Source organism: Ferrimonas pelagia (assembly GCF_039543565.1).
Classification (GTDB): domain Bacteria; phylum Pseudomonadota; class Gammaproteobacteria; order Enterobacterales; family Shewanellaceae; genus Ferrimonas; species Ferrimonas pelagia.
The window spans coordinates 14,806-26,956 of record NZ_BAABJZ010000094.1; the positions used below are offsets into that span (position 1 = coordinate 14,806).

The following is a 12,151-nucleotide window of genomic DNA, read 5'->3' on the forward strand; positions in this document are numbered from 1 at the left end:
GGCCAACATCGAACGATGTTGGCCCCTTTTGCGCGCTCGCCGACCTCAGCTGAATCTCCTCAGCTGAATCTCCTCAGCTGCGACAGCGGCAGACAGCGCAACAACCCTTGCACCAAGGCCCAGGGCCAGGCCGGTACATAGACATTGGCCCCCTCCTTTTCAATGGCCCGAACCATGGCCCGGCAGCCGGTTTCGGTATCGACAATGAACGGCATCTTCTCAACCTGGCCGTTGATCTCAGAGCGGATAAAGCCCGGATGCACGGTGGTCACCGTGATGGGCGTGCCCAGCAGATCCACCCGCATGCCTTCACTCAAAGAGGTCAACGCCGCCTTGGTGGCCGCGTAGACGGTCAAGGCCCGGCGAAAACCGCGCACCGCACTGACCGAGGAGATGGTCACCAGGTGGCCGGCATTCTGCGCACGGAAGATCGCCAGCGCCGCCTCGCACTGCGCCAAGGCGGAGACGAAATTGGTGATGGCCGTCTGCTTATTGGCCTCGAAATGACCGGTGCCCACCGAGGCGCCTTTGCCCATACCGGCATTGACGATCACCCGATCGATGGTGCCGCCAAAGTCCTGCCGAAACCCATTGAATACCGCGAACACCTGCTCATGGTCATTCACATCCAGTGCCCGTACATACACCCGTATGGCCGGGTAGGCCAGCTCCAGCTCCGACTTAAGCGCATCCAGTCGGTCCGTCCGGCGCGCGCACAGCGCCAGATCCCGCCCCATCGCCGCAAACTGCCTGGCCATCTCCCGTCCCAGCCCGGAACTGGCGCCGGTGATCACGATCCCCTGCCTCACCTTACCCATACACACTCCCTGTCTCTGCTCTCGCCGGCCGCAAAACGGCCAGATCTCCCTTAACTTGCCCCAGGCCCGACTAGAGCACAATCCCACGCCGCCGCAATAACGCCTGGGTGTCCGGCGCCTTGCCGCGGAAATTGCGATACAAGGTCATCAACTCGTCGGTGTTGCCCTGACTCAGGATCGCCCGGCGAAACGCCTCCCCCTGCGATCGGCTCAAGCCGCCTTGCGCCTGCACATGGGCAAAGGCATCCGCGGCGAGGATCTCACTCCACAGATAGGCGTAATACGTGGCGGAATAACCCCGTGCAAACACGTGACCAAAGTAGGTCGAGCCATAGCGAGGCGGCACGAACGGCAGAGCAACACCATGGCGAGACAACACCTCAGCCTCAAAGCCCGCCACATCGGTAACACCATGGTCTGCCGTCAAGCTATGCCACTCCAGATCCAGCAGCGCCGCGGCCAGATACTCCAAGGTATCAAACCCCTGATTGAACCGCTCTGCGGCCACCGCCCGCTGCAGCAGGGCCGACGGGATCGGCGTCCCGGTTTGATGGTGGCGAGCATAGCGGCCGATCACCTCGGGATGAAATCGCCAGTCCTCCTGAAATTTAGAGGGGAATTCAGCAAAGTCCCGTGACACCGCCGTCCCAGACAGGCTGCGATAGCGGACATCCGACAGCAAGCCGTGCAGCGCATGCCCCATCTCATGGAACAGCGTCTTCACCTCGCGCAGAGTGAGCAACTGCGGCTCGCCATCGGCGGCGCGCTGCAGGTTGGCGACATTCAGCACCACCGGCCGACTGCCCTGCTGGTGCGACTGATGCACCAGATTGGCCATCCAGGCGCCACCGCGCTTGCCCGGCCGGGCAAAGTAGTCACCGTAAAACAGCCCCAAAGGGCGCTCATCATGATCAATCACCTCGTACACCCGCACATCCGGGTGGTACACCGGCAGATCCGTGCGCCGCTCGAACCGCACCCCGAACAGCTGTGTCATGGTGAAGAACACTCCTTGCTCCAGCACTCGGTCAAACTCCAGATACTGGCTTAGCTCATCGCTGTCGTACTGATAACGCTCGCGCCGCAACCGCTCGGCGTAATAAAACCAATCCCAGGGCTGCAGTTCATGGTCGCCGCCGTCCAGTGCGATCTGCTGCCGCAGCTGTTGCGCTTCCCGCTCAGTATTGGCCCGTACCTGTGGCACCATAGAGCTCAGCAGCGCCGCCGCCGCGGTCGGGGTTTGCGCCATCTGCTTATCGAGTCGATATTCGGCCCAGCTTTGATAGCCCAACAGGGCGGCCTTTTCCGAGCGCAGCGCCATCAATGACAAGATCACCTGACGATTATCAAACGGCGCCTCGCTGCCCCGCTGGGCCGACGCGCGCCACAATTGCGCTCGCAAGGCTCGGTTGTCTAACTGACTGAGCAGCGGCTGCCGGGTCGTGCTGCTGAGCCGGAGCAGATACCGCCCAGGCTGACCGGCCTCTTGCGCCGCCCGCGCAGCGGCGCGGATCTGCCGCTCGCTCGCCCCCGCCAGGCACGCCACATCATCTACCCAGACCGCCGCCGCTTCGGTGGCCGCCAGCAGATGTTCGCCAAATTGATTGGTTAACTGGGCGATCTCGCCATTAAGCTCACGCACGCGCGCTTGTTCAGCCTCATTGAGCCGGGCGCCGGTGCGGACAAAACGCTGATGGGTCTGCTCCAACAAACGCCGATCCTCCCTCTGCCAACCCTGACTGGGTACCATTAAGCTATCGAGCCGGGCAAACAAGGCACGATCTTGATAGATCGCATCATTATGCTCGGAGAACCGCAGCGCATACTCCGCCTTCAGCGCCTGACGCTGAGCTTGACTCTCCACCGCCACCAGGTGATTAAACACCCGCCGGGAGCGGCGCAGCAGCTCACCGCTGAGCTCCAGCGCCAATACCGTATTCTCAAACGAGGCGGGCTCTGGGTTCCCCAGAATAGCGGCGATCTCGGCCCGTTGAGCCGCCATGCCAGCGTCAAAAGCTGGGGCAAAGTGCCGATCATCGATCCGCGAAAAATCCGGGGCCTGATAAGCCAGCGGACTGACGCTGGCGAACGGATTGCTGTCCGATAGGGACGGGAGAGCCGGTACGCTGGGCTCTGGCGTGGCCGACGAATGGCCACATCCCACCAGCAACGACAGCGCCGCAAGCCAAACGAGCTTGTGCATAATTCTCTTCCTTGAAAAGGGGGGTGGATCCGACTATTGGGGCCGGTTTCGATCACAAACGACCATACCCGCATTGTCACCGCACCAACAAGCGAAAAGCGGCCAAATGACGAAAATTAAGACAAACAAAAAAGCCAGCCAAATGGCCGGCTTTTCAATATCTTGCTAAGAAGTTACAGCAGGATCCCACGACGGATTAACAAGGCTTCTGTGGTGGGTTCGTCGCCCTTATAGGCCTTATAGGCTTCCATCAGATCCTGACTGTTGCCCACCGCCAAGATCTTGCGGCGGAACACTTCACCACTCTCCCGGCTCAACCCGCCATTGTCGCGGACAAAGGCAAAGGCGTCCGCCGCCAAGATCTCACTCCACATGTAGGCGTAGTAACCGGACGAATAGCCGGTCGGCGAGGAGAAGATATGGTTAAAGTAGCTGGACTTGTAGCGCGGAGGAATGTGCGACAGTGCCACGCCATTGCGCGCCAGTGCCCCTTGCTCAAACGCCGCGACATCGTCAATGCTTTGCTCCACACCGATGCTGTGCCACTCCATGTCGAGCAGCGCGGCCGACAAGTACTCCAGGGTATTAAACCCCTGGTTGAACTTAGCCGCGGCCAACACCTTGGCCAGCAGATCGTCCGGGATCGGCTCACCGGTTTCATGGTGCTTGGCGTAGTTACCGATCACCTCTGGGTGGAATGCCCAGTCTTCCTGGAAGGTGGAAGGAAACTCGACAAAATCACGGGACACCGACGTGCCGGCCAGGCTCGGGAAGTTGACGTCGGAGAACAGGCCATGCAGGCCGTGGCCCATCTCATGGAAGATGGTGGTGGCCTCATCAAAGGACACCAACTGCGGCTGGCCTTCGGCGGCTTTAGGGATGTTCATCACATTGACGATCACCGGCTTATCCGCCAACAGGTGGCTCTGGCTGACAAAGGTGCTCATCCAGGCGCCACCACGCTTGCCCTCGCGGGCAAAATAGTCGGCGTAGAACAAGCCTAGGCTGGCGTTTTGTTCATCGAAGATCTCATAGGCGGTCACGTCATCGTGATACACCGGCAGATCCGGCCGCGGCTTGAAGCTGATCCCAAACAGGCGGTTCATGGTGTAGAACACCCCATCTTCCAGCACCCGATTAAACTCCAGATATTGGCTGACTTGGGCCTGATCCAGATTGTACTTCTGCTGACGTACCTTCTCGGCGTAATAGAACCAGTCCCAAGGGGCCAGCTCATGATCGACCCCTTCCGCCGCCATCATCGCCTTAATCGCTTCGGCCTCTTTATCAGCATTGGCCACCACCTTAGGCGCCATGGTGCCCAACAGATCCCGAACCGCTTCCGGGGTCTTGGCCATGGTGGTTTGCAGGATATAGCTGGCCCAGTTGTCAAAGCCAAACAGAGCCGCCTTCTGGGCCCGCAGACTGGCGATGGATTGGATCACCGGCGTATTATCAAACTCACCACGGGTCGCCCGAGTGGCCGACGCGGTCCAGATCTGCTCGCGCAGCGCCCGATCCTGCAGATCGGTCAGGATCGGCTGGCGTGTGGTGTTGGTCAGGCTCAGCAAGTACTGACCCTCCTGACCCGCCTTACTCGCGGCCGCCGCGGCCGCTTTGATCTGTCCTTGACTCAGACCTGCCAGCCGTGACACATCCTTCACCAGCACACCATCCTGGCTGCTGGCTTTGAGCACGTTCTGACTGAACAGGTTGGTTTGTTCGGATAACTGCTTGTTGATCGCCCGCACCTGTAACTTCTGCTCCGGCGTTAGCTGGGCCCCCGCCATCACAAAGCGCTTATGGGTCACCTCCAGCAGACGCATCGCCTCGGCATTCAAGCCCAACTCGGCCCGGCGGGCGTGCAGGCTATCGATACGGGCAAACAGCGCGGCATTGAGGTAGATGTTGTCGGAGTGCTCGGCCATCTTGGGACCCATTTCGGTCGCCAGTGCCTGACGCGCATCATTGTTGGTCGACCCCAACAGGTTGTAGAACACACTGGTAACCCGCCCCAACAGGGCGCCGCTTTGTTCCATCGTGATGATGGTGTTGTCGAAAGTCGCCGGCTCCGGGTTGTTGGCAATCGCCTGCATCTCCGCCAACTGCTGTGCCATCCCCGCCACAAAGGCCGGCTTGAAATCGGCATCGCTGATCTGACTGAAATCCGGTGTTTTGTAATCTAGCGTGCTGACAGCGTAAAAGGGATTGCTGGCTGGCAGGCTGATGGCGCTGTCAGCAACGGACGATAAGCCAGGGGCGGGGGCGTTGGTACTGCAAGCCGCAAGGGCCAGCACCAAGCCGGTGGCGATCAGGGTTGGGCGGACTCCCGACAAGTGAAACATTCGACGCTCCTTGTAAACACCGGCTCATCCTTGTCGAGCCGGTTCATCATTGTATTAAAAGAAAAAATTCCAAAACAGATTACACCGATGAGCAGATCCGCTGCTCACCGATTGGTAACAAAGTATGTGTGTTCAATGAAAAGTAGACTGAACACACATGGACAGGATCGCCGAGCGCCTGATCCGGCCGCGCCCAGGCGACACTGCTCAGCGCTGCAAACGGCGTAAGTAGCGGTCCAGCGCATTAGCAAAGGTTTGCCGCTCCTGCTGTGACAGCGGTGGTGGCCCGCCCGTCTGGACGCCGGAGCTGCGCAGCGTATCCATAAAGTCCCGCATATTGAGGCGGGCACGAACATTGTCTCTGGTGTAGAGCTCACCGCGCGGGTTGAGTGCCAGCGCCCCCTTCTCGATCACCTCGGCGGCTAGGGGAATGTCGGCGGTGACCACCAGATCGCCCGGGGCACAGCGGCGAACGATCTCATTGTCAGCCACATCAAAACCGGCACTGACCTGCACCGCGCGAATGACGGCGGAAGGCGGCGTCGGTATGTATTGATTGGCGATCAGGATCAGTGGGATCTGGGCACGCTCGGCGGCGCGAAACAAGACCTCTTTGATCACCTTCGGGCAAGCGTCGGCATCAACATAGATAGTGGGGCAGCTCATGGTGGGTGCTCTACTGTAAAAAGACGCAGTGTATCACCCCCAGCCGCCCTCCAGCGCCCTCGGTGGTTCGGCTATCCGCCCCTGAGCATTGAAAAACTGATGACGCACCACGTATTCACCGTAATAGTCATCCGTCATCAAGGCGCGCACCCCATCTATGTCGATGACAGACAAGCTGCAATAGCTCTTTTGCACCAACCCTTTGCTCACCAGATCCCGCATTAAGCCATTAAAATATTGCCGGGTGGTTCCGGTGATCCGACACAACATGTCGTCACTGAATGGGATAGCGTGCAAGCCTCTATTGGCGAACGCATCATGCATCAGCAACAGAGCCAGATAGACAAAGTCCCTTTTACTCAACATCTGCCGCAGCATCGCCAACTCCTCCAGCTGACTCGCGACAAATTGACTGTGCGCCCGAGCATAACGCTGCACGCCCTGACTCTGCGCTTTTAACCGCTTAAGCGCCTCGCTCGGTATCAAGCGAAATCGTACTGGCGTTAAGCACCGGTAGTGCAAGGGCAAATAGTAGAACAGCTCATTGCGCTCCAATTCAAACACCATGCCACTGAGAAAGAGGTATGAGATCCCATCACGGCCATCCATCAGGGTGTACTCGCGCGCCAAGCAGCCCTGTTCGAGTTGGATCAATCCCCGATACGCGTTATGCATGCCAAAGATCTCACCCTCGGCCAGTTCAACCCACTTGCCCGCTCGCTCCACCTCCGTCACGTCGTCCGCATCACAGCCGCAACGGATCAGCTGTTGCTGCCAACTGAGACCGGCCAAACGATTAGAACAAGTTAAGACAGAAGCAGCGATAGAAGACAAAAAGGGAAATACCACATAGCAGCAGAAATATAACCATTAGACTACCGCCGTTGCTGGGTTCACGGTGTAGCAAAATGTAAAACTGTCGACCTGAGCCTTGTTGAGTGTCAACCAGATGACACTTGCCGCCCCTCTCACCCTCTACTCTGTGAAACATCTAACACTCAAGGCTTTTGAAGCCACAGATCAATTCAGCACGATAACATGCCATGACTCAACAACGGATAGAACTGCTCAGCGTCGTGCAAAACCGGATCTCGCCACTCGCGCCCAAACCGGTTACCGGTGATCTACTCCCCTTCACGGCGCTGTCCGCGCCTGACGCGCAGCCGAACGATCTCATCGTTATCTTTCATTGCCGGCACCAGCCACTGCCTCAGCTCAGCGCGCCGTCGCCGCAGGAGATCATCCTGCTCAGCCCAGAGCCACACCCGGAGCTTGGCACCCATATCGCCATCCAGGAGGGCAGCCACTGGGCTTTGATCGATGCGCTACTCTATGTCTGGCTGGTCGAGCTGGACAGCAGCCCGTTCGATCATCACTTCATCCAGCAACATGTTTATGGCTTCGCCGCCGAGCAAGCCCCGGCCAACAACGAGCTGCCCTGGCTCAGCGAAGCCGACAGCTACCGCGGATATCTGCTGGGCTGGCCCGACGCCAAGCCCAAAACCGCTGAGTGGGCCGCCAAACTCACCGGACTGGAAAGCAGCCAGATCCGCGCCCTAGCACTCACCCTGGCCGAGGCCAAAACACTGCGTGTTGTCACGGCCGATCCGGCGCTGCAACAGGCACAGCTACTGCCTCTACTGCGGGGCCACTTCCGCTCCCCTCCTTTGACCGCCCACAGCGCCTAACCCCAGTAAAATTGGCAAAGCACTCAATTTATTACCATCTTTAAGACAGCGTATTGATCAATACAGGGAGTCTTGAGATGGAAGAAAACGTAGAGCAAAGCTTGGTGCTATTGGAGCATATGGCCGAGAAAGGGGTGGAGCTTGCCCTCACCCATGGCCCTAAGCTGGTGTTGGCCTTCATGGTGCTGTTTGCCGGGCTTTGGTTTATCCGTGGTCTGGTCAAGGTCGTCGACAAGTCGATGGATCGCGCTAAGGTCGATGTCACCCTGCAGCGCTTTTTGCTCAGCATCATCAGCGTCGGCTTAAAGCTGATCCTCATTGTGATCTTTGCCTCGATGATCGGGGTCGAAACCGCTTCCCTGGTTGCCATGCTGGGTGCCGCCGGTCTGGCGATCGGCTTGGCGCTGCAGGGCAGCTTGGCCAACTTCGCCGGTGGCGTGCTGATCTTACTGTTCAAGCCCTTTAAGTTTGGCGATGTGATCGAAGCCCAAGGCTTTGTCGGCCGGATCAAAGAGATCCAGATCTTCAACACCATACTGCTAACCATGGACAACCAAAAGGTGGTGATCCCCAACGGCCTGCTCTCCAATGGTTGCGTCAAGAACCTGTTCTGCGAGCCCACCCGCCGCATCGATCTCACCTTTGGCATCGGTTACGACGACGATATCCACCTGGCCAAGGAGGTGCTGGCCAAAGTGCTCAGCGACGATCCGCGCATCATCAGCGAGCCGGCACCGGAGATCTTCGTCAGCGCCCACGCCGACAGCTCAATCAATCTGCTGGTGCGCCCCTGGGTCAAGTCCGAGGACTTCTGGGAGGTGCATTTTGCCGTCATCGAACAGGTCAAGCTGGCGTTTGATCGCAACAACATCACCATCCCCTACCCGCAGCGGGATGTGCATCATCACGGCCTGTCCGATCACCTGCAGGGGACCGACAGCATCTGAGCCCCAAAGAATGCCTAGACACGCCAAAGCCCGCCGATTGGCGGGCTTTGGCTAAGAGAAAATACGAATTTTAGCTTCGCCGTCGCTGCTGTTGTCCTACCACATTAGCCCTCTCCCACTGACGACCTTGTGCACTTATCCGCTGCAGGACGGGTTGATAAACCCATTCTCCCGCATCGTGATTCAGCACTCAGAACTCTCCACCCTTAGAAATCGTTAGAATGGCCTTCAGTGAGATCGAATAGCTTACGGTGATCCCGGCATGAAGTGTCCTTTGCACGCGACGACTGAGCTCACGGACAAGCTCGACGCTCGAAGTCCAAGATAATGCGGGTTATCGCCTTAACCCAAAGGGTATTAAAAAAGCAGATAGAGACAAAAAGCCGCCCCAAAGGGCGGCTTTATCAAACCCAAGGTCACACACTTACTCAGCGTAAGAGGAATCCCAGTCACCGTAATTGGCGTCGCCCGCCAAGACAGTAAAGTCTGGTTGCGCGCCCAGAGCGGTCGTGACCACCCCCTGCACCAGCTCAATCACTTTATCCTGCGCTTCCTGCTCGGTGAAAAAGTTCACGGCAACATGATATCGGTTGTTGAAGTAAGCAATGAACAGATCCCAGCCGTGCTCATTCTGCAGTTCGGTCAGGGCATCGTCCACGCCATCGAACTTCTCGATATCACCTTCAAAGCGAAACTCCACGCAGGTTTGCGCAAATGGGCCAATCGCGAATTTTTTCAGGTGACGTGGCTTGTGATGAGGCTTCTGCTCAACGGTAAACACGTTTTCAACGGCAATAACGGACATGATGGATACCTTAATCTATCGACTTCCCAAAAGGGGATGGCAGGAGGGTAAGACACCGGCTCGCTTTGCGCAACTCAAAGCCGTACCAGCGCTCAACGGTGACAGTCTATACAGCCCTTATCTCGCGCAGGTGAGGCCTCAAACTCGGTCGCCTGGACGGCGAAGCGTCGGTCCACCGGCTGAGACCAAGCCACCAACGCCTTGGTCTTTACCCCAGTCAATTCAACACGGCTGGCGGCCATCAGCCCCTCATTACCAAAGCCACGATGCAAATAAGGCAAACAGAAGGTACGGCGGCCATCCGGTTGATCAAAATGCTCTTTGATCCGCCCTTCATATTGACGGTGAGCCTGATAGCCATGCAGATAGAGCTCAACCTGCTTCAGCGTGCCCTGTGCCAAAAGTCCGGCAATGCTTTGCTGCTCGAATCCGTCCTCGGTTCGCTCGAACAGCGCCACATCGGCACAATAGGCACCCGCCCGGCTGTCATCAAACTCATAAGCGGCGTGCAGATACGGCTCGCCCGTCACCGCCACATACTCGACGTGCGCGGCACCAAGCGCACTCGCGCAAAAAGCCCAGAGCAGCCCACTCAAAATCGCTAACTTACGCACCCTCGCGCTCCCTTCAATTGCTCATGGCTTGCGATATAACCACAAAAAAAAGGCACCGTCAGGCGCCTTTACATGGACTTGCAGGGAAACGCGCAGCGGCGTCCATACCGCCAAGACGCCTGCGTTTCTGCCGGTATGGACGCTCAAACACGTGGTACTTATTGATGCCGTCGGCGTGACAAGCAACGCCATTTGTCGCGTTCAATGCCGCAGCAGAGCTGCTCATCCACTCAGCGTCGTTATCACGGTCCGCAGCCCAAAGTCGACGGTGAACCATTGAGCCATAGCCGAGTGCCGTTGCTACTACGCTGCGATCCCGACCGTTGTTGTGGACAGGCGATGTAAGCTAAACCACCATCAGCATACGCGCCCATTTTGTGGTCGTTGTGTTCATTGGTGTGGCAGATAGAACAGCTATCACCGGTTACCGCCGAGCGACTTTCGTAGGCATTAGCACCACTCGCCTCTGAGTGATGCCGCAGCGTCACACCGGTATAACCAGCATCGAAACTTTCACTTAAGGTGGTACGATCGGCCGCTTCAAACTCGAACACGCTCATGCCGCCAGACACACAGTGATTGATCGCCTTTACCAGTGTCACGTCAAAGAAATTAAACAGTGGTGTCCAACCCAGCTCCCTCTAAGCCTCCCGCTCCAGCAACCCCGTCTTTCCCATAATCCGCACAACCGGATACGGCCATCGCGGCTGCAACCATCATGACCAAATCGTTTTATGATCCATCATCACTACCATATTTTCTCAACTTGAGATCGCGTATAAATCGCCTCGCCCGAACTTTGCATATCCGGGCTCAGTAAAATTGGCAATCTATTTTCACTACCTGCAGCACAAGTCCGTAACCACAAACAACGATTCATTCGTGCAGCGGCAATCAACGCCGTTTCTATGAGCCTGGCGCAATACTTAAGATAATTCGCCTTCCGTCGGAATATAGCCAGTCGCCCGCAGTACACGACACACATTACGTTCCACCATGTCCGTTCCCGAACCGGCAATATTTTTATGATCAGATATAAAAGCCATAAAACACGACGCTGTTTGCATAGATAAACATAAAACCTGCAGGCTTGCTGCTATGGCATGGCAATGGGTACGCCGGTGTTCCTCTCCAGCAAGAAACCGAAGCACGCAACACCGACTATCAGTATCATCCACCTGCCCAAGGCGCGCTGCCATCAAGACTCTCGCTTTGCCATTGAAGTAAGGCGTTCAGTCATGTTCAAAGCAAACGCACTAAGATAAAAATATAAAAACATAAAAATAATGGACAGTTCGACACAAACAGCAAGGCTGCCCCCTTCCACCCATGGTGCTTGGCAAAAGATAGTGAACCACAGCTCGTGTCATCCGAATATAAACGCCCTATTCCTCCGTCGGAAACCTTATCTATCGCCCTTAAGCGTCACCAAGAAGCGGCGTTCAAAGTACCGAGTCATCACGCGGTCTTAAATCCAGCACTTGCAAGATCGGCGCATTGAGGTCAGCAAAAAGAGGGAGCCAATAACGCCTGTCACCATCGTCAGGGCACATGCCGCCCCTTAGATACACGCACGCGAACCGACGCCAACTCAACCTAGGTTCAACCAGCCATGCTTGGCCTTGAAGTCCCCCTCTCTGACCTCCGAGCATTAACCAAAACACGGACGCAAAAAAAAGCCACAGCGAACTGTGGCTTTGCGGTCCCCGTAGGGACATGTGAGGTTGCATCCTTGCAATGAGCTTCCCTTATTCGGTCTGGCTCCCCGCCTTAGTGGCAGTTAGCACAGGTAGAGCTCGCATCATCACCCTCTTCATGGGTGATATGACAATCGGTACACACCATCATGCCTTGATGATCCTGATGAACCTGGGTGAGATCGGCTAGATCGCCATGACAACCAACGCAGGTTTCATTTTCATACACCAGATCGCTGGAAGGCATGCCATCATCATGACAGGCATCACAGCCCGCCATATCCGTGTGGCTATCCGCGACCGAGCCAGCAACCGCCGCCCAGGAGAACATCAAAGCGGCGGCTGCAGTTACAAACTTATTCATCAAA

At 57.1% G+C, this 12,151-nt stretch carries 11 protein-coding genes; 2 read left to right on the forward strand and 9 right to left on the reverse strand.

Annotated elements, in window-relative coordinates; genetic code table 11:
- Positions 1 to 59: 59 nt before the first annotated feature.
- The 5 genes from ABEA08_RS15510 to ABEA08_RS15530 all read right to left on the reverse strand — a co-directional run bounded on the left by ABEA08_RS15510 (position 60) and on the right by ABEA08_RS15530 (position 6,824).
- The gene (locus ABEA08_RS15510) at positions 60 to 818 is read right to left on the reverse strand and encodes an SDR family oxidoreductase (protein ID WP_345336272.1); all 759 of its coding nucleotides are present in this window, start codon (positions 816 to 818) and stop codon (positions 60 to 62) included.
- 70 nt (positions 819 to 888) lie between these two features.
- Complete coding sequence (locus ABEA08_RS15515) at positions 889 to 3,021, reverse strand: M3 family metallopeptidase (RefSeq protein WP_345336273.1); 2,133 nt, start codon at positions 3,019 to 3,021, stop codon at positions 889 to 891.
- Between the two features lie 173 nt (positions 3,022 to 3,194).
- Positions 3,195 to 5,366 (reverse strand): M3 family metallopeptidase, encoded by a 2,172-nt coding sequence (locus ABEA08_RS15520; protein WP_345336274.1) that lies wholly within the window; start codon positions 5,364 to 5,366, stop codon positions 3,195 to 3,197.
- 207 nt (positions 5,367 to 5,573) lie between these two features.
- Positions 5,574 to 6,032, reverse strand: coding sequence for a YaiI/YqxD family protein (locus tag ABEA08_RS15525; RefSeq protein ID WP_345336275.1), 459 nt, complete (start codon positions 6,030 to 6,032; stop codon positions 5,574 to 5,576).
- A 33-nt stretch (positions 6,033 to 6,065) separates the two neighbouring features.
- On the reverse strand, positions 6,066 to 6,824 hold the full coding sequence (locus tag ABEA08_RS15530; RefSeq protein ID WP_345336276.1) for a Crp/Fnr family transcriptional regulator: 759 nt from the start codon (positions 6,822 to 6,824) through the stop codon (positions 6,066 to 6,068).
- A gap of 251 nt (positions 6,825 to 7,075) precedes the next feature.
- On the opposite strand from ABEA08_RS15530, the gene ABEA08_RS15535 reads away from it, so the two are divergent.
- Both ABEA08_RS15535 and ABEA08_RS15540 read left to right on the forward strand, forming a co-directional pair.
- A complete protein-coding gene (locus ABEA08_RS15535) occupies positions 7,076 to 7,720 on the forward strand; it encodes a hypothetical protein (RefSeq protein WP_345336277.1) in 645 nt (214 codons plus the stop codon).
- A 77-nt stretch (positions 7,721 to 7,797) separates the two neighbouring features.
- Entirely contained in the window at positions 7,798 to 8,667 is an 870-nt protein-coding gene (locus ABEA08_RS15540) for a mechanosensitive ion channel family protein (protein WP_345336278.1), read from the forward strand.
- Positions 8,668 to 9,091: 424 nt separating this feature from the next.
- On the opposite strand, the gene ABEA08_RS15545 is transcribed toward ABEA08_RS15540, so the two are convergent.
- The 4 genes from ABEA08_RS15545 to ABEA08_RS15560 all read right to left on the reverse strand — a co-directional run bounded on the left by ABEA08_RS15545 (position 9,092) and on the right by ABEA08_RS15560 (position 12,147).
- Positions 9,092 to 9,472 (reverse strand): hypothetical protein, encoded by a 381-nt coding sequence (locus ABEA08_RS15545; protein ID WP_345336279.1) that lies wholly within the window; start codon positions 9,470 to 9,472, stop codon positions 9,092 to 9,094.
- Positions 9,473 to 9,564: 92 nt separating this feature from the next.
- Positions 9,565 to 10,086 (reverse strand): hypothetical protein, encoded by a 522-nt coding sequence (locus ABEA08_RS15550; protein ID WP_345336280.1) that lies wholly within the window; start codon positions 10,084 to 10,086, stop codon positions 9,565 to 9,567.
- A 242-nt stretch (positions 10,087 to 10,328) separates the two neighbouring features.
- Complete coding sequence (locus ABEA08_RS15555; RefSeq protein WP_345336281.1) at positions 10,329 to 10,646, reverse strand: hypothetical protein; 318 nt, start codon at positions 10,644 to 10,646, stop codon at positions 10,329 to 10,331.
- Positions 10,647 to 11,856: 1,210 nt separating this feature from the next.
- Positions 11,857 to 12,147 carry a cytochrome c3 family protein gene (locus tag ABEA08_RS15560; protein ID WP_345336282.1) on the reverse strand — a complete coding sequence of 97 codons (291 nt, stop codon included), beginning with the start codon at positions 12,145 to 12,147 and terminating at the stop codon, positions 11,857 to 11,859.
- Positions 12,148 to 12,151 lie beyond the last annotated feature (4 nt).

Bases quoted from the DNA above. Each gene is read 5' to 3' on its own strand.
- ABEA08_RS15515 (WP_345336273.1), bottom strand. From the start codon at position 3,021: ATGCACAAGCTCGTTTGGCTTGCGGCGCTGTCGTTGCTGGTGGGATGT.
- ABEA08_RS15535 (WP_345336277.1), top strand. From the start codon at position 7,076: ATGACTCAACAACGGATAGAACTGCTCAGCGTCGTGCAAAACCGGATC.
- ABEA08_RS15555 (WP_345336281.1), bottom strand. From the start codon at position 10,646: ATGAGCGTGTTCGAGTTTGAAGCGGCCGATCGTACCACCTTAAGTGAA.
- ABEA08_RS15560 (WP_345336282.1), bottom strand. From the start codon at position 12,147: ATGAATAAGTTTGTAACTGCAGCCGCCGCTTTGATGTTCTCCTGGGCG.
- ABEA08_RS15545 (WP_345336279.1), bottom strand. From the start codon at position 9,472: ATGTCCGTTATTGCCGTTGAAAACGTGTTTACCGTTGAGCAGAAGCCT.
- ABEA08_RS15510 (WP_345336272.1), bottom strand. From the start codon at position 818: ATGGGTAAGGTGAGGCAGGGGATCGTGATCACCGGCGCCAGTTCCGGG.
- ABEA08_RS15520 (WP_345336274.1), bottom strand. From the start codon at position 5,366: ATGTTTCACTTGTCGGGAGTCCGCCCAACCCTGATCGCCACCGGCTTG.
- ABEA08_RS15540 (WP_345336278.1), top strand. From the start codon at position 7,798: ATGGAAGAAAACGTAGAGCAAAGCTTGGTGCTATTGGAGCATATGGCC.
- ABEA08_RS15525 (WP_345336275.1), bottom strand. From the start codon at position 6,032: ATGAGCTGCCCCACTATCTATGTTGATGCCGACGCTTGCCCGAAGGTG.